We start from the raw sequence: 19676 nt of genomic DNA on the forward strand, positions 1-19676 counted from the left end.
CCTTCACCAGGAGACGATGATCTTGTCCATTGCGCCATCCGCGCTGCCGATCAGCATGCGCCGGATCGAGAAACGATTTGGCAGCGTGTCAGTGCTGCGCGACCTGAACCTCGATGTCGAGGCCGGCGAGTTCCTGACGCTGCTCGGGCCCTCCGGCTCCGGAAAGACGACGCTGCTGATGATCCTGGCCGGTTTCGTCAGGGCCAATGGCGGCTCGATCAGGGTCGGCGGTGACGAGATCATCACCACGCCGCCGCACAAGCGCAACATCGGCATGGTGTTCCAGAACTACGCGCTGTTTCCACATATGAACGTCTTTCACAACATCGCCTTCCCGCTGAAGCAACGCGGCGTGCCGGCCACGGAAACGGCGGCGCGTGTCGAAAAGGCGCTGGAGCTGGTGAAGCTCAAGGGGTTGGGCGAGCGCCGGGTCGACCAGCTTTCCGGGGGCCAGCGCCAGCGCGTGGCCCTGGCGCGCGCCATCGTCTTCGAGCCGCGTATCGTGCTGATGGACGAACCGCTGTCGGCGCTCGACAAGGGCCTGCGCGAACACATGCAGATCGAGCTGCGCGCCCTGCACCGGCGGCTTGGCATGACGACGGTCTATGTCACCCACGACCAGCGCGAAGCCATCACCATGTCGGACCGCATCGCGGTGATGAATGCCGGGCGCATCGAGCAACTCGACAAGCCGGAAACGCTCTACGCCGCGCCCAGGACGCAATTCGTGGCCGGCTTCATCGGCGAATCGAATTTCATTCCGGTCGAATGCCGCAACGGGTCAGTCTGGTATGAGGACAGGCGGATCCAGACGGCAGGGGCGCCGCCGGCCGCCGGCCGGCATCTGATGGTGGTGCGGCCGGAGAAGTTGCGGCTGGTCACGGCGGCCGAGCCGTCGAACGGCATCAACGTGCTCGACGCCACGCTCAGTGACATCATCTACCAGGGCGACAGCTTCGTCTGTTACGCCTCGCTGCGCGACGGCCGCCAGCTGACGTTGCGCGACTATTGCCGCAGCGACGTGCTGTCCAGGCTGCCGGCCCCCGGCCAGCCGGTCAGGCTTGGCCTCGATGCGCAGGACACGATCCTCGTGGAGGCAGAGGGATGAGCGCGCCATCCGCCCTCCTCCAAGAGGCAGCCAGCGCGGGTCGGGACCTCAACGCGCGGGCGCTGCGCGCCGATGCCCGGCGCGAGCAGCTCAGGCTACTGGCGCTCTTATCGCCCAGCCTGTTCCTCGTCTTCGCCATCATCATCGTGCCGATCGGCTGGCTGTTCTGGCTTTCTCTGTTCGACGAGGCCGGCGCCTTCAGCGCGTCCAACTATGCGCGCTTCTTCGAGCAGGCCTCCTACATCAAGACCTTCATCACCACCTTCAAGGTAGCCTTCATCGTCACCGGCGCCTGCGTGCTGCTCGGCTATCCCCTGGCCTACATGCTGTCGCAGCTGCCGCGCCGGGCGGCGTCGATCTGCCTGATCTTCGTCATCCTGCCGTTCTGGACATCGGTGCTGGTGCGCACCTATGCCTGGCTGGTGATCCTGCAGCGCAAGGGCCTGATCAACAGCTGGCTGATCGACCTTGGCGTGATCAGCCAGCCGCTGTCGCTCGCCAACAATCTGTCCGGCGTCGTCATCGGCATGACGCATATATTGCTGCCCTTCCTGGTGCTGCCGCTCTACGCCTCGATGAAGACCATCGACACCGACTGCCTGCGCGCCGGCATGAACCTTGGCGCCGGTCCGGTCGCCACCTTCCGGCAGATCTTCTTTCCACTGTCGCTGCCCGGCCTCGCCTCGGGCGTGGTCATCGTCTTCGTGCTCTGCCTCGGCTTCTTCGTCACGCCTGCGCTGATGGGCGGCGGCAAGGTGATCATGTGGGCGATGCGCATGGAGCAGACCACCAGCCTCTATTCCAACTGGGGTGCGGGCGCGGCGCTTGGCGTGGTGCTGCTGTTGGTCACGCTGGCGCTTCTCGGTCTCTTCCAATGGCTGCTCGGCGCGCGCGCCACCGGTGTGTGGAGTTCGCGATGAGCGGGGACGTCGGCCTGCCGATCTCGCACCGGCAACGTCTGTGGCTCTACGCGCTGGGCGGCCTGGTGCTGTTGTTCCTGATCGCGCCATCGGTCATCATCGTCATCATGTCGTTTTCGGATTCGACGCTGCTGCAGTTCCCACCACAGCAATGGTCGCTGCGCTGGTACCAGAGCTACTTCCAGTCGCTGGAATGGCGCGATGCGACCATCGTATCGGTCAAGGTGGCTGTCATGACCGTACTGGTGGCGACGCCGCTCGGCACCGCCGCCGCCTATGCGATCAACCGGGGTACGTTGCGCTTCAACGGCACCATCAACGCGCTGTTGACGGCTTCGCTGATCATCCCGGTGATCCTGATCGGCATCGGCACCTTCTTCCTCTATGCCCGTATCGGCCTCAACAACACGCTGACCGGCCTGGTCATCGCCCATACGGTGCAGGCGCTGCCCCTGGTGGTGCTGACCGTGCTGTCGGGCCTGCGCTCCTACGACATGAACCAGGAGCGCGTGGCGCGCAGCCTAGGTGCCGGCCGCGTCGCCGCCTTCTGGCAAGTGACGATGCCGCAGATCCGCTTCTCGATCGTCTCGGGCGCGCTGTTCGCCTTCATCACTTCCTTCGACGAGGTGGTGGTTTCGCTGTTCATCTCGGGCGGAGAGACGACGACACTGACGCGCCGCATGTTCAACGCGCTGCGCGACCAGATCGATCCGACCATCGCCGCCATCTCGACCTGCCTGATCGTGCTTTCCGTTCTGCTCCTGTCGGTGGCGCAGATCTTCGGGCGGCGGCATTGATTTCCACCAGACCAATTCGCTGAAGTGACCATGGGATATCCAGACAGAATGCGTGATTTCCAGTTTCCCGGCCGCTCGCCGGTTCGTGCCACGGAAGCGGTTGCCGCGACATCGCATCCGCTCGCCACCCTTGCCGCGATCGACATGCTGCGCGCCGGCGGCAACGCGATGGACGCCGCAGTCTGCGCCGCCGCCGTGCAAGGCGTCGTCGAGCCGCAATCGACCGGCATTGGTGGCGATTGCTTTGTCCTTTACTGTCCGAAGGGACAAGGCGACGTGCTGGCCTTCAACGGTTCTGGCCGAGCGCCCGCGGGCGCCACCGTCGACTGGTACCTCGACAAGGGTTTCAGCGAGCTTCCCAAACAGGGGCCGCACGCGGTGACCGTGCCAGGCGCCATCGATGCCTGGTGCCGGCTGCTGGAAGATCATGGCCGCAAGAGCCTGGCCGAGGTGCTGGTTCCGGCCATCCACTACGCCGAGAACGGCTATGTCGTGCATGACCGCGTCGCCTTCGACTGGGCCGAGCCGGAGACCGACCTGTCGGCCGACGAGCATGCCGCGCGCATCTTCCTGCCGGGCGGCCAGGCGCCGAAGGCCGGCGACATCCACCGCCAGCCGGAACTCGCCGCCACCTTGCGGATAGTCGCAAAGCAGGGCCGCGCAGGGTTTTACGAAGGTGCTGTCGCCGACGACATGGTGCGCCGGCTCAATGAACTCGGCGGGCTGCATTCGCACGATGATTTCGCAGCGACCAAGGGCGACTATGTGGCGCCGGTCAGCACCTCTTATGGCGGCCATGACATCCACCAGATGCCGCCGAACAACCAGGGGCTGACGGCGCTGTTGATGCTGAACGTGCTGTCGGGCTTCAAACTCGGCGGGCTCGACCCCAACGGCGCCGAGCGCCTGCATCTCGAAATCGAGGCCGGACGCCTCGCCTACCAGGACCGCGACCGATACCTCGGCGACCAGGACCATGTCTCGGTGCCGGTGAGAGAGCTTCTGTCCAGCGCCTATGCCGACCGGCTGCGCGCCGAGATTCATCGCGACCGCGCCATGACGCATCTGCCGCGCCTGGACCTGCCCGGCAGCGACACGGTCTACATCTCGATCGTCGACCGCGACCGCAACGCGGTCTCTTTCATCAACTCGACCTATTATTCGTTCGGCAGCGGTGTCGTCGGTCCGAAGACCGGCGTCGTGCTGCAGAACCGCGGCTCGAGCTTCCGCCTCGACCCGGCGCACCCGAACGCGATCGCGCCCGGCAAGCGGCCTATGCACACCATCATGCCCGGCATGGCGACGAAGAACGGCCGCGCGGTGATGCCGTTCGGCGTCATGGGCGGCGGCTACCAGCCTTTCGGCCATGTCCACCTTTTGACCAACATGATCGACTTCGGCATGGACCCGCAGCAGGCGCTGGACGCGCCGCGCGTGTTCTACAATGACGGCGTTGTGGAGGCCGAGCGCAGCGTTCCCGCCGAGGCGCTCGAAGGCCTGCGCAAGCGCGCCCATCGCGTCGCCGAACCGCAGCATCCGCTCGGCGGCGGGCAGGCGGTGCTGATCGACTGGGAGAAAGGCACGCTCACCGGTGCCTCCGATCCGCGCAAGGACGGGATGGCGCTGGGGTATTGAGGCGGTTGGAGGAATTTCCGGACGGTGGCATCGCCCCTTCATCCGCCCTTCGGGCGTTCGTCGTTCGAAAAGCCAAGCAATTGGCTTTTCATCTGCTGCGCGGTCCACTCCTCAACTCCCCACAAACGGAGAGAAGGAGGCGGTGCTTATCCCCAGGGCTTTCTAGAAGCAGTCGTTTGAAACATAGTCGGTGACCATGAGCACGAATTCAGAAAACCTTTCCCATCGTCTCGCCGCCGGCGCCGACGACGCTCCGGCAATCCTGGCACCCGAGAGAGCCACACTCACCCATGGCGGGCTGCGGAGCCTGATCCAGGCCACGGCCGAGCAGCTGCACAAGCTCGGCATCGGTCGCGGCGACCGGGTGGCGATCGTGCTGCCGAACGGGCCCGAGATGGCCACCGCCTTCGTGACGGTAGCGGCGGCCGCGTCGACGGCGCCGCTCAATCCGGCCTACCGGGCCGACGAGCTCGATTTCTACCTCACCGACATCGGCGCCAAGGCGATCCTTGTCGCGGAGAACGAGACCGGGCCGGCGGTGACGGTGGCCGAACGCCTCGGCATCGGCGTGTTGAGGCTCATCGTGCAGCCCGATGCACCTGCCGGCAGCTTCACCATCGAGGGCGCGGCGGTCGGTCCGCGAGCAGCGCCCGACATGGCAGGGGATGGCGACATCGCGCTTTTGCTGCACACGTCGGGTACGACATCGCGTCCAAAACTGGTGCCGCTCAGCCATGCCAACATCGCCGCCTCCGCTCGCCATATCGGCGCGACGCTCGGCCTGACCGCCGACGACCGCTGCCTCAACATCATGCCGCTGTTCCACATCCATGGCCTGATCGCGGCGGTGCTGTCGTCGCTGGCAGCCGGCGGCAGCATCTACTGTACGCCGGGCTTCAACGCCTTGCGCTTCTTCCAATGGCTGAGCGAGGCACAACCGAGCTGGTACACGGCGGTACCGACCATGCATCAAGCCATCCTGTCCCGGGCAGCCCGCAATCCAGAGGTGCTGGCGGCAGCGCGTCTGCGCTTCATCCGCTCGTCCTCGGCGTCGCTGCCGGCGCAAGTGATGGCCGAGCTCGAGGCGACCTTCGGCTGTCCGGTGATCGAATCCTACGGGATGACCGAGGCGGCGCACCAGATGGCTTCGAACCGGCTGCCGCCGGGCCTGCGCAAGCCGGGCAGCGTAGGGGCTTCCGCCGGCCCCGAGGTGTCGGTGATGGCGCCCGACGGGCGGCTGCTGACAGCCGGCGAGACCGGCGAGATCGTCATTCGCGGCCCCAATGTCACGGCGGGCTATGAGAAGAACCCGGACGCCAACGCCGCGGCCTTCGCGCATGGCTGGTTCCACACCGGCGACCAGGGCGTGCTCGACGAGGACGGTTATCTCAGGGTCACCGGCCGGCTCAAGGAGATCATCAACCGCGGCGGCGAAAAGATCTCGCCGCTCGAGGTCGACGACGTGCTGATGGACCATCCGGCGGTGGCGCAGGTGGTCACCTTCGCCATGCCGCATGACAAGCTCGGCGAAGAGGTGGCGGCGGCCGTGGTGCTGCGCGAAGGCATGAGCGCCACCGAAAGCGATATACGCGCTCACGCCGCGACGCGGCTCGCCGACTTCAAGGTGCCGCGCAAGGTGCTGATCCTGGACGAAATCCCCAAGGGCGCGACGGGCAAGCTGCAGCGCATCGGGCTTGCCGCCAAACTCGGACTTTGACGATGAAGATCACCATTTTCGGCGCCGGCGCGATCGGCGGCTATCTCGCCGCCAAGCTGGCGATCGCCGGCCGCACGGATCTGTCGATCGTCGCGCGCGGCGCCCACCTCGAAGCGATCAGGGCAAATGGACTGCGCCTGATCGAGGACGGCCAGGAATCGGTCGCTCCCGTCCGGGCCGCCGCCAGCGCCGAGGACCTCGGCGTGCAGGACACTGTCGTGCTGGCGCTAAAGGCCCATTCGCTCAACCCCGCGCTGGACCAGATCGCGCCGCTGTTTGGAGACCACACATCGGTCGTCACCATGCAGAACGGCGTGCCGTGGTGGTATTTCCATGGCGTGGGCGGGCCGCTCGAAGGCACCAGGCTGAACGCGGTCGATCCCGGCGGCGCGATCTGGCAGCGGATAGGGCCGGAGCGCGTCATCGGCTCGGTCGTCTATCCCGCCGTCGAGGTCGGCGCACCCGGCCTTATCCGCCATGTCGAGGGCAAGCGCTTCTCGCTCGGGGAACCCTCGGGCGAGCGCAGCGAACGGGTCACGCGTCTGGCCGAGGAAATGGTCAAGGCCGGCCTGCAGGCGCCGGTGCGTGAGGATATCCGCAGCGAAATCTGGGTGAAGCTGTGGGGCAACCTGTCCTTCAACCCGATCTCGGCTCTGACCGGCTCCACGCTGGCGGGAATCGTCGCCGACGAAGGCACCCGCACGCTGGCCCGCACCATGATGCTGGAGGCGCAAGCGATCGGCGAAAGCCTGGGCGTGCGTTTTCCGATCGGGGTCGACCGCCGCATCAAGGGCGCCGGCGATGTCGGCGAGCACAAGACCTCGATGCTGCAGGATTTGGAGCGCGGTCGCCCGATGGAGATCGACGCGCTGGTAACAGCGGTACAGGAACTTGGCCGGCTAACGGACAAGCCGACGCCGGCAATTGACGCGGTGTCGGCGCTGGTGCGGCGGCTGGCGGTGGAGCGCGGGTGTTACGGGTGAGGGGGAAGGCTGAGCCTTGACCTGCTCGTACCCTGCCCAACATATCGTCGGCCCGGCCTCCACGGCATCGCCGAGCACCACTACTTACCGGAACAGTCGCCGCAGACCATACTCTTTGAACCTCTCATATGGCGCAAAGCTGTCCTCTGCCTTCATACGGACCAGGGCGCCTTCGTAGGCTTCGATCAGAAAAGCGGCGGCCGCGTCGGCGGCGACGCCGGGGGCTAGGGCACCAGCGGCATCCGCCTCCCGCAGGGCATCGCGCAGGTTGAACTCCCAGAGGGCGAAGCACTGCTGCAGTGTTTTGCGGAGCGCCGGGCTGCGGGTGGCCAGGGTCTGTGCCACGACGCCGTAGAGGCAGCCACCGAGCGGCTGCTCGCCGCGCAATTCTTGCTCCAGCGCGGCGAAGTAGGTCTCCAAGCGCTGCTGCGGGCTCTGCGTCGGATCGGTCAGCAGCACGGCCAGATTCTGACGGTAGTGCTCACCATAGGCTTCCAGTACGGCGCAGGCGAAGACCTCTTTGCTGGGAAAGAAGTGATAGAAGGAACCCTTGGGCACGCCGGCCTCGGCCAGAATCGGGCCGACTCCGACACCGTCGTAGCCATTCGTCAGCAAGGCCTTCAACCCCACCCTGATCAGCTCTTTACGTGTCGCACTTTCTGCCATAGAGCTACAAGTAGACCGGTCGTCTAGTACAGTCAAGACCCAGCGCGACCGGCTGGAGAGCGGCATGGTCAGCAGCGTGCAAGAAGGCCTGATCGACACAGGCGTGGTTTCTAAAAGGCACAAGGAGCAACGGCTGTACGGGTGCTGCTGGTCATGGCGTCGACCCTGATGTGGAGCAGCGCCGGCTTTTTCGTCCGCACGCTTGACCTGGATCTCTGGACCATGACGGCCTGGCGCTCGCTTTTCGCCTGCCTCTTACTGCTGCCACTGGCTTTCATGCTGCGCGGGCGGGCGCTCTTCCGGCTGTGGCAGAGTGTCGGGCTGGGCGGACTGGTAGCGATACCCATAATGGCGATAGCCATGTTCAGCTACGTCGCGGCGTTGAAGTTGACCAGCGTGGCCAATGTCATGGTCGTCTATGCAACTGTGCCCTTCCTGGCCGCCGCCCTGGCCTTCCTACTGCTACGTGAACGGCCCGGCCTGCGCGCGCTCTGCGCCGCCAGTGTGGCCTTTATCGGGGTGATGATCATGGCCGGCTCGGTCACCGCAACGGCGGACCTTGCGGGCAACGGCTTCGCGCTGTTGATGACAATAGGCTTCGCCGCCTCCGTCGTCGTCGCCCGACGCTGGACCAGCTACGACGCAGTGCTGGTGACGGGGCTAGCGAGTGGCCTGTGTGCGCTGGCCTGCTTCGCCGTAGTCCTTGCCACGCTGCCAGCCCTGCCGGTGCCGACCGTGCGGCAATTCGGCATCCTCTTCCTCTTTAGCCTAGCCACGCAGAGCCTCAGCTACCTCTTCTTCCTACTGGGTAGCCGCCATGTGCCCTCATCGGAGGCGGGACTGATTGCCTTGCTCGACGTGGTGCTGGGCCCTCTTTGGGTGTGGCTTGTCTTTGCAGAGACGCCAGGGATTCCAGCCCTGATCGGCGGTGCGCTAGTGCTGCTGGCCGTGGTGGGCTACCTCACACTGCCGCGCTTTGGGACCGCTTCATCCTGAAATTCCAAAGATCATAAGAATCTGGTGACGGGGATTACCCGACAGGCGGATCCGCTCATCGCGTCGAATCAATCCGGAGCGGATCAGCCTCCGCCCACCCGCCCGAGCACCCGCGCGTAAAGCTCGCCGACGATGCCGCGGCGGAAGACCAGCACGCACACCATGAAGATGAGCCCGGTGGCGATGGTCACCGGGAAACCGGAGGTGGCGAGCGTGTTTTCCAGCCCGACGACGAGGCTGGCGCCGACGATCGGCCCGACCATCGTGCCGATGCCGCCGAGCAGCGTCATCAGGATCACCTCCCCCGACATCTGCCAGGTGACGTCGGTGAGCGTGGCGAACTGGAAGACGATCGCCTTGAGGGAGCCTGCCAGCCCGGCCAGCGCCGCCGACATGACGAAGGCGCCGAGCTTGTAGTTGGCGACGGAATAGCCCAGCGAAATGGCGCGGTTCTCGTTTTCGCGGATCGAGCGCAGGATCATGCCGAAGGGCGAATTGACGATGCGCCAGATGGCGAAGACGCCGACCAGGAACACGCCAAGCACGAAATAATACATGTTCAGCGAGACGTTCAGGTCGAGGACGCCAAGCAGCATGCCGCGCGGCACGCCCTGAATGCCGTCCTCGCCCTCGGTGAAGGGCGCCTGGACGCAGAAGAAGAAAAACATTTGCGACAGCGCCAGCGTGATCATGGCGAAATAGATGCCCTGCCGGCGAATGGCGAAGAAGCCCATGACAAGGCCGAGCAGGGCGGCCCCCGCCATGCCGAGCAGGATGCCGGCTTCCGGCGGCCAGCCCCAGACCTTGACGGCGTGCGCGGTGAAGTAGGCGGCGCCGCCAAAGAAGGTGGCGTGGCCGAACGACAGCAGGCCGGTATAGCCGAGCAGGAGATTGAACGCGCAGGCGAACAGCGCGAAACACAACATCTTCATCAGGAAGATCGGATAGACCAGGAAGGGCGCCACCAGCAGCGCCAATATGCCGAGCCCGACCAGCGTCCATTCGAGCCATGCCGGGGTTCTGGCTGATGTCTCGCGAAGCGTCAGCTCGGCCATGTCGGGTGTCCCTTGCGCCATGTCAGGCGTCCCTTCCGAACAGGCCGGCCGGCCGGACCAGAAGCACGATCGCCATGATGACGAAGACCACGAGGTTGGAGGCCTCGGGGTAGAAGACCTTGGTCAGGCCCTCGGCGAGGCCAAGCATGTAGCCAGTGACGATCGCGCCGAGGATCGATCCCATGCCGCCGACCACGACGACCGCGAAGACGACGATGATGAGATCCGATCCCATCAGCGGGCTCACCTGATAGACGGGTGCCGCCAGAATTCCGGCCAGCCCGGCAAGGGCGGAGCCGAGGCCGTAGGTCAGCGTCAGCAGCAACGGCACATTGACGCCGAAGGCCTGGACGAGACGGGGATTCTCGGTTGCCGCGCGCAGATAGGAACCGAGCCTGGTCTTCTCGATCAATGCCCAGGTTCCGAAACAGACGATCAGCGAGGCGACCACGACCCAGCCGCGATAATTGGGCAGGAACATGAAGCCGAGATTGGTGCCGCCCGAAAGCAGCGGCGGCACGGCGTAGGGATTTCCCGACACACCGTAAGAGTAGCGGAATATGCCTTCGAGCACGAGCGCGAGGCCGAAGGTGAAGAGCAGGCCGTAGAGTGGATCGGTGTCGTAAAGCCGTGACAGCGCCAGGCGCTCGACCACGATGCCGAAGAGGCCGACGATCAGCGGCGCAAGGATCAGAGCCGGCCAATAGCCGATGCCGAGATAGGTGAGCAGGAGATAACCTGTGAAGGCGCCGAGCATATACTGGGCGCCATGGGCGAAATTGATGACACGCAGCAGGCCGAAGATGACGGCCAGGCCCAGGCTCAGCATGGCGTAGAAAGAGCCGTTGATCAGGCCGACCAGCAACTGGCCGAGGAAGGCCTGGACGGGGATGCCGAAGATCATCGTCATGGCGTCATCATACACCCAGAATTTCGTGGAGCTGCGTCATGCGGTCCGCCAGTTCGCCGGTCGGAAATCCGGCGACGACCTTGCCGTGCTCCATCAGATAGAAACGGTCGGCGACACGGCTGGCGAAGCGGAAATTCTGCTCGACCAGCAGGATCGTCATACCGCGCTTCTTCAACGTCACCAGCAACTCGCCGATGCGTTGCACGATGACGGGAGCGAGGCCCTCGGTCGGCTCGTCGAGAAGCAGCATCTTCACACCGGTCCTGAGCATGCGCGCGATCGCCAGCATCTGCTGTTCGCCGCCCGACAGCCTTGTGCCAGGGCTGTTGCGCCGCTCCTTCAGATTGGGGAAGAGATCGAATATTTCCGCGACGCTCATGCCGCCTTCGGCGACGACCGGCGGCAGGACCAGGTTCTCTTCGACGGTCAGCGTCGCGAAGATGCCGCGCTCCTCAGGCACGAAGCCGATGCCTTGGTGCGCGGTGCGGTGCAGCGGCAGACGCATCAGGTCCGTGCCGTCGAAAACGACCTCGCCCGTTCGCTTGCGGATCAGCCCCATGATGGCCCGCAGCGTCGTCGTCTTGCCGACGCCGTTGCGGCCGAGCAGCGTGACCGTTTCGCCGCGAAGTACTTCCAGGTCGACGCCGTGCAGCGCATGGCCCTCGCCATACCAGGCGTTGAGACCGCGGACCACCAGCAGGGGCGCGGCATCAGTCATCGGCGGTGCCCATATAGGCGACCTTGACGCGTTCGTCGCGGCTGACTGTGGCGTAGTCGCCGGCCGCAAGCACCTCGCCGCGCTGCATGACCGTGATCCAGTCGCAGAGATCTGCGACAACCGTCAGATTGTGCTCGACCATCAAAACTGCGCGGTCGCTGGCCACCGAGCGAATGATGGCCGAAACCGTGGCCACGTCCTCATGCCCCATGCCGGCCATCGGCTCGTCCAGCAGCAGCACTTTCGGATCGAGCGCCAATGTGGTGGCGATCTCGAGCACGCGTTTCCTGCCATAGGAAAGATCGCCGGCCAGCCTGTTCCTGGCATCGTCGAGGCCGACGGAGCGCAGCAACTCCACGGCGCGCGGCGTCAACCGATCGAGTGCCGTGAGCGAACGCCAGAACTGGACGCCGAGGCCAGCCGGCCGCTGCAGCGCGACGCGCACATTGTCGAGCACGCTGAGGTGCGGAAAGATCGCCGATATCTGGAACGAGCGCACCAGCCCCATCCGCGCCACCTTCGCCGGCGAGGTGCGGGTGATGTCGTGGCCGAGCAGTTCGATCCTGCCGCTGGTCGGCGCCAGGAACTTGGTGAGCAGGTTGAAAACGGTCGTCTTGCCGGCGCCGTTGGGCCCGATCAGGGCATGGATGTTGCGATGGCGGACATCGAGGTCGACATTCCTGACGGCGACGAAGCCGGCGAAGTCGCGCCGCAGCCCGCGGGCGGACAGCACCACAAGCGGTTCGCTCCCGTCGAGGTCAGGCGGCGCCATCGGCCGCGCCGATCACTGGGCCGCCGTTGGGCAGCCGCTCTCCTTCTCGCTCAGGAAAGCCTCCTTGCCGGGGATGGTGGCGAGATATTTGTAGTAGTCCCAATCCTTGGTGCTCTCGCTGGGCGCCTTGACCTGGTAGAGATACATGTCGTGGACCATGTTGCCGTCCGCCTGCACCTTGCCGTTGGTAATCACGGCGTCGTCCACCGGCAGCGAATGCAATTGCTTGGCGACGGCCTCAGTCTCGTCGGTGCCGGCCTTGTCGATCGCTTTCAGATACTGCGTCACCGCCGAATAGGTCGCGGCCTGGATCATGTTCGGCATGCGGTTGGTGCGCTTGAAAAAGCGCTGTCCGAATTCGCGGCTCTTGTCGTCGCGATCCCAGTAATAGCCCTCGGTCAGCACGACGCCTTGCGCCGCCTGGAGACCGAGCCCATGCACCTCGGCCAGTGTGAACAGAAGCGCCGCGAGACGCTGGCCGCCCTGGACGATGCCGAATTCGGCCGCCTGCTTGATGGAATTGGACGTGTCGAGGCCGGCATTCGCCAGCCCGATGACCTTGGCGCCCGAAGACTGCGCCTGCAGCAGGAAGGATGAGTAATCGGTCGACCCGAGGGGATAACGCACCTCGCCCAGCACCTTGCCGCCATGGCTCTCGACGAATTTGGCGGTCTGCTCCTTGAGCGAATAGCCGAACGCATAGTCGACGGTGACGAAGAACCAGCTGTCGCCGCCCTGCTGCACGAGGGAGCCGCCGGTTCCCACCGCCTGCGAATGGGTGTCATAGGCCCAGTGGAAGCCGTAGGGCGAGCACTGCTTGCCGGTAAGGTCGGTGGTCGCGGCACCCGTAACGATGTCTATCTTCTTCTTTTCCTTGGAAATCCCCTGGACGGCGAGCGCGACCGATGAGGTCGTCAGTTCCATGATGGCGTCGACCTGTTCGGTGTCGTACCACTGCCGTGCGATGTTGGAGGCGATGTCGGGCTTGTTCTGGTGGTCAGCGCTGATGATCTCGATCGGCGCGCCCTGCACCTTGCCGCCGAAATCCTCGACCGCCATCTTGGCCGCCTCGACCGACCATTTGCCGCCGAAATCGGCATAGACGCCGGATTGGTCATTGAGGATGCCGATCTTGACTTTCCCATCGGAAATTTCGGCGGCCGAGGCGGGGATCGCGGTCGCGGCGAGGAGCGCGGCCGAAACGAAACAGCATGCCTTCATATGTACTTCCTCCCATCATGAATCCGACCGTCCCCCCAAACGATCACCAGCAAGCGGTATTGAACATGTGCAAGATGAGGAGGAACGGCAAGGGGCGGCTTGCGGATTTCACGTTCGAAGCCTGGCAGGCTCTTGCTCGCCGGACGGCTTTCCGAGCCTGCCGCCGCCGCCGGGGTGGCAGCAAGGCCGATCGGCCAGATCATGTCAGCCGGAAGCTCGGGAAGCGGCACGGCCATGTGAGGCGTGACCGGCGGCATGGCGGAATCAGCGCACACATCATCCCATTCTTAGTCAGGGGAATGGACTCGACCGCCAGAGCCGTAACGCTTAGATTGCGGTATGGATCGCTAGGCTCCAGGGGGAAGCCAACTGAGATATCAGGATGGCTTTGGTAATGAATAGATCGATAACCGCCGTTACCGTGACGCACAACAGCGCGCATACCGTGCGCGGCGCGCTCGCTTGCCTGCCCCCGGGCATCGAGATCGTGTGCGTCGACAATGCAAGCACCGACGATCTTTCCGCCGCGCTATCCGGTTTTGCCGTTCATCGCATCGATAATCCTGAAAACCTCGGCTTTGGGCGTGCCTGCAACATCGGGGCGGCGGCGGCATCGGGAGAGTATTTGCTGTTCGTCAACCCCGATGTGCGCCTTGGCGCGGACGCCGTCGACGCGCTCATGCAGGCGGCTGAACGCTACCCGAATTGCGGCGTCTTCGTGCCGCGCACAAACACGGTGGATGGGCGCCTGTGGTTTCGCGAGCAGAGCGAAATCGATCGCCTTTCCGGCGTGTCGCTGCCCACACGTATCCGGCAGGTCTGGGGGGACTGTTGCGTGCGCTTCGTCAATGGCGGCGTGTTCATGATCAGAAGAACACTGTTCCTCGATACAGGAGGCTTCGACGAGGATATCTTCCTGTATTTCGAGGATGACGATCTCTCTTATCGACTGCTGCAGCGTGACGAACCCATGATCCTTGTCAGTAGCGCGCATGCTGTCCACGACGTTGGCACTTCGGTTGCACAATCAACCCGGTCACGGATCTTCCGGTATCGGTCCAAGATGCGATCGGAGATCCATTTGCGCAGAAAATACGGCATAGCCTATAGCCCATTTGTGGACATACTCCGCTATCTGACGAAGATAGGCTTCTACTGTCTTACGCTTAATCGAAATAGACTGATCAATTCCCTGGGCCGGCTGATCGGCATATTTGACAGCATCCTTGACCGATCGCACGCGAATCGGAACAGCGGCTATGTCGCCTGACGCTATCGACACGAGACTTGTTCCGCCTGATGTCCTGCCCTGCGAACCGCGAAAAGGCGACGCATATGGCGTCGGCCGAAGCGGTGCGCTGAGCGAAATCCACATTCACACGCCGGGACGCTACATCGTCGAGCTTTCGCCAACAGAGAGGCGGATGCCGTTTCTCCGGCTCAATGTTCGCCGCCCGGGACATCCGGACAGGGTCGTCTATGTGCCGGTTACCGGACAGACGTCCTATCTGCTTAAAAGCACCGAACGCGGCGTGGTGCTGCAGTTTGAAAAAAGAGACGTCGTTGCCTCAACCATCCGACGCCTGAGGATCAACGATCTTAATACCGTGTTGCGGTGTCGCCGCCGCCAAAAGCATTTTGAACTGTTCCTGGGCCAAGGCATTGTCCTGCGTCCTCTCCTGCATATTGCGGGATCGGAAGGGCGCGATTTGACCCATTCGCTCAAAAGCCTCGCCGCTTGGGGCTTTGGGGTGGCAAGTGCCAATCTGCAGGGGACCCTGTCGCGGCACTTTGACGGCCCCTCCATCCGACCTCCAGATCGGGCGCCCATCGCCGAGCCGAAGATCGCCGTTGCGCTGCATCTGCACTATCCCGAACTTTGGCCCGAATTCGAGGTGTTGCTGGAGGCGATCGGCCGTCCGTTCCATCTCATCCTCACGCTGACCCGACCCGATGTGGCACTCGCGCAACGCGTCCAAGCACGATTTCGGAACGCCGAGATCATTGTCTATGACAATCGCGGTCGCGACGTCGGCCCCTTCGTCCAATTGCTCCGCGAAGGAAAGTTCGATCCTTTCGATCTCATTTGCAAACTGCATGGCAAGAAGTCGGATCTGAGTGGCCCGCGGAAGATCCTCGGTGAGGTTTGGCGCCGGGCGAGTGCCTTCGACCTGATCGGATCTCGCGATGTGGTTGATCGCATCATCGCCGAGTTCGAGCGTTCGCCCGACACTCAGATGATCGGATCCAGACGCTTTCGGTTGCCCAACGAATGGAAGGGGGAGAAGGCTGCTTGGGGCGAAAACAACAGAGCGATGATCCTCAACCTGCTGGAAACGATGGGGATGGCGCCTGACTCTCCCCTCGACTTCTTTGCCGGAACGATGTTCTGGGTTCGCCGCAGCGCACTGCGGCCCCTCAAGCAGCTTGATCTGTCGCTGGCATCATTTCCCGACGAGACAGGCCAACAAGACGGCACATTACACCACGCGCTCGAGCGGATACTCGGAATGATCTGCACGAAGATCTCCGGAACTGCCTGGGACGATGAAAATACAGCCTGATCCGCGAGGCAGACCCGATTGAATAGATCCGACTTGATGGCCTTCATAAGGTCGAGCACCAGCAGAAGGCGGTGGAAGAGATTTCGGATTTGGCAACGAATTCGCGCCAGCGGACTGTTCGACGAACCATGGTATCTGGCTCAAAATCTGGATGTAGCCGCGAGCGGGACCGACCCGATCCTGCACTATATCGATCATGGCGCAGCTGAACACCGAAACCCAAATCGGGATTTCGACACCGAGTTTTATCTAGCCAGATATCCCGACGTCGCTCTCGCGGCAATCAATCCATTGGATCACTTCATTCTCGTTGGCAAGAACGAAAACCGCGATACCCGGCGCGTTCCGGCAACAAATATGCCGCGATCCAGCGAGGGTCGACCTGCCGCTTTGAGGGCGCGCCTCATTGCATTCTACCTGCCGCAGTTTCATCCTATTCCCGAAAATGATGCCTTCTGGGGAAAGGGCTTCACGGAATGGGCGGATGTGACACGCGCGACACCACAGTTCGACGGTCACTACCAGCCCCGGCTGCCGGCGGATCTTGGCTTCTACGACTTGCGGGTGAAAGACATCCAGAAGCAGCAGATCGCGATCGCCATGCAATATGGCATTTCGGCATTCTGTTTTCATTTCTACTGGTTCAACGGCAGACGCCCGCTGGAGATGCCTATCACCCAATTCGTCGAAAACGACGCACACGAATTGGGCTTCTGCATCAATTGGGTAAACGAACACTGGAGCCGCCGCTGGGATGGGCGCCGTCAGGAGATGCTGATCCTGCAATCGCACTCCCCCGAGGACGACCTGGCGTTCATCGAATATGTAGCCGGCTATTTCCGCGACCGGCGATACATCCGCGTCGGCGGCAAGCCATTCCTCATGATTTACCGGCCCGGATTGTTTCCGTCCGCGAGGGAAACGGCACAGCGCTGGAGAGCCTACTGCCGGGAAGCCGGCATCGGCGAGATTTTTCTTGCCTGTCCGCAATCGTCCGACATGGGCGATCCCGCCGAATTCGGATTTGATGCCGCTGTCGAGTTTCCGCCAGATCTCGGAACAAGTCCTGAGATCAACGCCTCCATTCCAACGCTCAAGGGCAGCTTCACGGGAAAGGTCTACGACTGGACGGAGCTTGCCGGTCGCAGTCGCGCCTACCCTGAGGTCCCCTACACGCTGTTTCGCGGACTTTGCCCTTCCTGGGACAATACGGCACGGAGAGCGGAAGCAGCCAGCGTTCTGGTGAACGCGTCGCCGGCCCGCTACGGAGAATGGCTCGCCAATGCGATCGTCGATACATGCGACCGTTTTGCCGATTTCGACAGTCGGTTGATCTTCGTCAATGCCTGGAACGAGTGGGCGGAGGGAGCCTATCTCGAACCTGATGCCCGCTATGGCTTTGCCTATCTGCAGGAGACACGGGACGCGCTGTCGGCCCCAGCGGCCGGTAAATTGCCCAGGGATCCGTCCTGGCGCGTTTTGTTCGTATCGCACGATGCGGCTGTCGGTGGAGCGCAATCATCGTTGATCGACATGATGCAGTGGTTCCAGGTGCACACGAACCTGGAGATCAAGGTGCTGTGCTTGGGCGGCGGTCAGCGGCTCGAACAATTTCGACGTATCGCCGATACGGTCCTTCTGGACGAGCTGATTTCGAAGGACGAGACCACCGCAGCAAAGCTGACCCGTATCACGGACTGGTGCGGCGGCAGGCCAGACCTCATCTATTGCAACAGCCTAGCAACCGGCCGCGTGCACGCTCTGCTTGGTGAACTGGGTGTACCCATCCTGACGCATGCCAGGGAATTGGCAACGAGCGTCGCCCGCCACGCCAAAGACGACATGAAGGATGTCGTTTCCAACACGCAGAGATACGTAGCGTGTTCTCGAAGTGTTCGGGACTATCTAGTGGCCGAGTTTAGCATTCAAAAAAATGCCATAGACGTCATTCCAAGTGCGGTTCCGCAGCCCGGCGCCGATCGCATCCGTACGGAAATTCAACGCGCCGAAAGCCGCCGAGTGGCCGGCTGGCCGATGGACAAGACCATCGTCGTGGGAGCCGGCGTCGGAGTGCCATTCCGCAAGGGAGCCGATCTATTTATCGAGGTGGCCCGAATCCTTCGAAGCCGCGGGGCTGAAGACTTTCATTTCTATTGGCTTGGCGCATTTCCGTTGAGGGAGCGGGACGTGACTCTCGGTACCTGGTCGCAGCAACTCGATGCGATGCGGGCGGATGGGTTGGACGAAACGATCACATTTCTGGGCAATGTCGACGATGTGCGCCGCCATCTGCGGGGTGCTGATCTGTTCCTTCTGACCTCACGCGAAGAGCCGTTTGGCCGCGTTATCCTGGAGGCGGCGCACGCCGAATTACCGGTGATCTGCTTCGCCGAGAGCGGTGGGGCTCCGGATTTCGTCGAAGACGATGCCGGCATCATCGTCGGATGGGCTGATCCCGTAGCTATGGCCGATGCGACGCTGAACCTGATCCGGGACAAGTCCTTGCGGATGCAGCTTGGCAGGCAGGCGAGCGCCAAGGCAAGGCTACATTTTTCCACCGATCGGGTCTTTCCGCGCCTGCTGTCGGCCATGCGAAAGGTCGCGGACAAGCCGCCGGCGGTATCGATCATCGTGCCGAACTACAATTACGCCCGCTATCTGCGGGAGCGTATGGATAGTATTCTGGGGCAGTCGTTCCAGGATTTTGAGCTCATCATCCTGGACGATGCCTCGACAGACGGCAGCCAATCGATCCTGAATTATTACGCCGGTGTCCATGGCACCCGTGTCATCGTCAATGACAGGAATTCCGGGGCGCCTTACCCCCAGTGGTTCAAGGGCATGGCGCTTGCAAGGGCCGACTTGATCTGGATCGCCGAAGCCGATGACGTATCAGACCCGAGTTTCCTCGAAACACTGGTGCCCTTGTTCCGCGATCCAGGCGTGAAGTTTGCCTTTTGCGCATCGAAGATCATCAATGATCGAAGCGAGACGGTCGGCGACTATCTGTCCAGCCCGTACCTCACCGATCTCTCCAATTTCAAATGGAGGCGCAGCTACCAGGTTTCGGCGGCGCAGGAAGTCAACGAAGGGCTGGGTGTCAAGAACACGGTCATCAACATCAGCGCTGCGGTTTTCCGGAAATTCGACATCACGCCCGACTTCGTCGGGCATGTCCTGTCCCTGCCGACGAGCGGCGACTGGTACTTTATCCTCGAGGCAATACGCAATGGCTCCGTCGCCTATGAGGCTGCATTGCTCAACCATCACCGCCGGCACGACGACAGCGTGACCAGCATCATCACGGCTTCCCATTCAGAGGCACTGCTGCGCACGCGGCAGATGATCCATCAGCATGTGCTGCGGACATACCCAACGGATTTGGCCATCAAGCCGAAAATGGCCGAACATGTCCTGCAACTCTGGAACCAGCTCTTTCCCGGGCGCCCGGCCGGCGAGATGGAAAGCCTGTATTCGCTAACCAAATTGGGCGAATTCCCTGCGCGAAGCCCGCGGATCCCAGAGATTGCTCTCGAGCCGTAGCCGTTTCACGGAAACGGTGACCTGCTCCAACTCTGTTTTGACGCAATTCCGCACGGGAACCCGCTACACAC

Annotated in this window: 17 protein-coding genes; 10 read left to right on the plus strand and 7 right to left on the minus strand. The window is 63.0% G+C overall.

The window, feature by feature from the left end; all coding sequences use genetic code 11:
* The first annotated feature begins 22 nt into the window (after nt 1–22).
* From EB231_RS03495 to EB231_RS03520, 6 genes are all read left to right on the plus strand, one after another.
* On the plus strand, nt 23–1108 hold the full coding sequence (locus EB231_RS03495; RefSeq protein ID WP_172352798.1) for an ABC transporter ATP-binding protein: 1086 nt from the start codon (nt 23–25) through the stop codon (nt 1106–1108).
* Nucleotides 1105–2028 carry an ABC transporter permease gene (locus tag EB231_RS03500; protein WP_172347606.1) on the plus strand — a complete coding sequence of 308 codons (924 nt, stop codon included), beginning with the start codon at nt 1105–1107 and terminating at the stop codon, nt 2026–2028. The genes EB231_RS03495 and EB231_RS03500 overlap by 4 nt, the downstream gene beginning before the upstream one ends.
* Nucleotides 2025–2825, plus strand: coding sequence for an ABC transporter permease (locus tag EB231_RS03505; RefSeq protein ID WP_172347607.1), 801 nt, complete (start codon nt 2025–2027; stop codon nt 2823–2825). The genes EB231_RS03500 and EB231_RS03505 overlap by 4 nt, the downstream gene beginning before the upstream one ends.
* Before the next feature lie 48 nt (nt 2826–2873).
* Nucleotides 2874–4460 (plus strand): gamma-glutamyltransferase, encoded by a 1587-nt coding sequence (gene ggt, locus EB231_RS03510; RefSeq protein WP_172347608.1) that lies wholly within the window; start codon nt 2874–2876, stop codon nt 4458–4460.
* Nucleotides 4461–4656: 196 nt separating this feature from the next.
* On the plus strand, nt 4657–6177 hold the full coding sequence (locus EB231_RS03515; RefSeq protein ID WP_172347609.1) for an acyl--CoA ligase: 1521 nt from the start codon (nt 4657–4659) through the stop codon (nt 6175–6177).
* 2 nt (nt 6178–6179) lie between these two features.
* Nucleotides 6180–7160, plus strand: a complete 981-nt coding sequence (locus tag EB231_RS03520) for a 2-dehydropantoate 2-reductase (RefSeq protein WP_172347610.1) — start codon at nt 6180–6182, stop codon at nt 7158–7160.
* Between the two features lie 84 nt (nt 7161–7244).
* Here EB231_RS03520 and EB231_RS03525 read toward each other — a convergent pair whose 3' ends face one another.
* Nucleotides 7245–7826, minus strand: coding sequence for a TetR/AcrR family transcriptional regulator (locus EB231_RS03525; protein ID WP_172347611.1), 582 nt, complete (start codon nt 7824–7826; stop codon nt 7245–7247).
* Nucleotides 7827–7967: 141 nt separating this feature from the next.
* Here EB231_RS03525 and EB231_RS03530 point away from each other — a divergent pair, with 141 nt between their 5' ends.
* Nucleotides 7968–8822: a DMT family transporter gene (locus EB231_RS03530; RefSeq protein ID WP_172347612.1), complete on the plus strand. Its 855-nt coding sequence runs from the start codon at nt 7968–7970 to the stop codon at nt 8820–8822.
* An 83-nt stretch (nt 8823–8905) separates the two neighbouring features.
* Here the strand turns inward: EB231_RS03530 and EB231_RS03535 are convergent, their stop codons facing one another.
* Genes EB231_RS03535 through EB231_RS03560 form a run of 6 tightly spaced genes read right to left on the minus strand, consistent with a single transcriptional unit; the run spans nt 8906 to nt 13734 of the window.
* On the minus strand, nt 8906–9877 hold the full coding sequence (locus EB231_RS03535; protein ID WP_172352799.1) for a branched-chain amino acid ABC transporter permease: 972 nt from the start codon (nt 9875–9877) through the stop codon (nt 8906–8908).
* A 22-nt stretch (nt 9878–9899) separates the two neighbouring features.
* The gene (locus EB231_RS03540) at nt 9900–10787 is read right to left on the minus strand and encodes a branched-chain amino acid ABC transporter permease (RefSeq protein ID WP_172347613.1); all 888 of its coding nucleotides are present in this window, start codon (nt 10785–10787) and stop codon (nt 9900–9902) included.
* Nucleotides 10788–10794: 7 nt separating this feature from the next.
* A complete protein-coding gene (locus tag EB231_RS03545; RefSeq protein ID WP_172347614.1) occupies nt 10795–11505 on the minus strand; it encodes an ABC transporter ATP-binding protein in 711 nt (236 codons plus the stop codon).
* Nucleotides 11498–12277 (minus strand): ABC transporter ATP-binding protein, encoded by a 780-nt coding sequence (locus tag EB231_RS03550; protein ID WP_172347615.1) that lies wholly within the window; start codon nt 12275–12277, stop codon nt 11498–11500. The genes EB231_RS03545 and EB231_RS03550 overlap by 8 nt, the downstream gene beginning before the upstream one ends.
* Nucleotides 12278–12289: 12 nt before the next feature.
* Entirely contained in the window at nt 12290–13498 is a 1209-nt protein-coding gene (locus EB231_RS03555; protein ID WP_172347616.1) for an ABC transporter substrate-binding protein, read from the minus strand.
* Nucleotides 13495–13734 carry a hypothetical protein gene (locus tag EB231_RS03560; RefSeq protein WP_172347617.1) on the minus strand — a complete coding sequence of 80 codons (240 nt, stop codon included), beginning with the start codon at nt 13732–13734 and terminating at the stop codon, nt 13495–13497. The genes EB231_RS03555 and EB231_RS03560 overlap by 4 nt, the downstream gene beginning before the upstream one ends.
* A 158-nt stretch (nt 13735–13892) precedes the next feature.
* Here EB231_RS03560 and EB231_RS03565 point away from each other — a divergent pair, with 158 nt between their 5' ends.
* Genes EB231_RS03565 through EB231_RS03575 form a run of 3 tightly spaced genes read left to right on the plus strand, consistent with a single transcriptional unit; the run spans nt 13893 to nt 19605 of the window.
* Nucleotides 13893–14768 (plus strand): glycosyltransferase family 2 protein, encoded by an 876-nt coding sequence (locus EB231_RS03565; protein WP_246740868.1) that lies wholly within the window; start codon nt 13893–13895, stop codon nt 14766–14768.
* A complete protein-coding gene (locus tag EB231_RS03570) occupies nt 14758–16062 on the plus strand; it encodes a rhamnan synthesis F family protein (protein ID WP_172347619.1) in 1305 nt (434 codons plus the stop codon). Before EB231_RS03565 ends, EB231_RS03570 begins: the two co-directional genes overlap by 11 nt.
* Nucleotides 16063–16098: 36 nt before the next feature.
* Entirely contained in the window at nt 16099–19605 is a 3507-nt protein-coding gene (locus tag EB231_RS03575; protein ID WP_172347620.1) for a glycoside hydrolase family 99-like domain-containing protein, read from the plus strand.
* Nucleotides 19606–19676 lie beyond the last annotated feature (71 nt).

Source organism: Mesorhizobium sp. NZP2298, from assembly GCF_013170825.1.
Taxonomy (GTDB): domain Bacteria; phylum Pseudomonadota; class Alphaproteobacteria; order Rhizobiales; family Rhizobiaceae; genus Mesorhizobium.

Coding starts and splice junctions, on each gene's coding strand:
- EB231_RS03500 (WP_172347606.1), top strand. CDS start 1,105: ATGAGCGCGCCATCCGCCCTCCTCCAAGAGGCAGCCAGCGCGGGTCGG.
- EB231_RS03505 (WP_172347607.1), top strand. CDS start 2,025: ATGAGCGGGGACGTCGGCCTGCCGATCTCGCACCGGCAACGTCTGTGG.
- ggt (WP_172347608.1), top strand. CDS start 2,874: ATGCGTGATTTCCAGTTTCCCGGCCGCTCGCCGGTTCGTGCCACGGAA.
- EB231_RS03515 (WP_172347609.1), top strand. CDS start 4,657: ATGAGCACGAATTCAGAAAACCTTTCCCATCGTCTCGCCGCCGGCGCC.
- EB231_RS03520 (WP_172347610.1), top strand. CDS start 6,180: ATGAAGATCACCATTTTCGGCGCCGGCGCGATCGGCGGCTATCTCGCC.
- EB231_RS03525 (WP_172347611.1), bottom strand. CDS start 7,826: ATGGCAGAAAGTGCGACACGTAAAGAGCTGATCAGGGTGGGGTTGAAG.
- EB231_RS03535 (WP_172352799.1), bottom strand. CDS start 9,877: ATGGCCGAGCTGACGCTTCGCGAGACATCAGCCAGAACCCCGGCATGG.
- EB231_RS03540 (WP_172347613.1), bottom strand. CDS start 10,787: ATGACGATGATCTTCGGCATCCCCGTCCAGGCCTTCCTCGGCCAGTTG.
- EB231_RS03545 (WP_172347614.1), bottom strand. CDS start 11,505: ATGACTGATGCCGCGCCCCTGCTGGTGGTCCGCGGTCTCAACGCCTGG.
- EB231_RS03550 (WP_172347615.1), bottom strand. CDS start 12,277: ATGGCGCCGCCTGACCTCGACGGGAGCGAACCGCTTGTGGTGCTGTCC.
- EB231_RS03555 (WP_172347616.1), bottom strand. CDS start 13,498: ATGAAGGCATGCTGTTTCGTTTCGGCCGCGCTCCTCGCCGCGACCGCG.
- EB231_RS03560 (WP_172347617.1), bottom strand. CDS start 13,734: ATGGCCGTGCCGCTTCCCGAGCTTCCGGCTGACATGATCTGGCCGATC.
- EB231_RS03565 (WP_246740868.1), top strand. CDS start 13,893: ATGAATAGATCGATAACCGCCGTTACCGTGACGCACAACAGCGCGCAT.
- EB231_RS03570 (WP_172347619.1), top strand. CDS start 14,758: ATGTCGCCTGACGCTATCGACACGAGACTTGTTCCGCCTGATGTCCTG.
- EB231_RS03575 (WP_172347620.1), top strand. CDS start 16,099: ATGGCCTTCATAAGGTCGAGCACCAGCAGAAGGCGGTGGAAGAGATTT.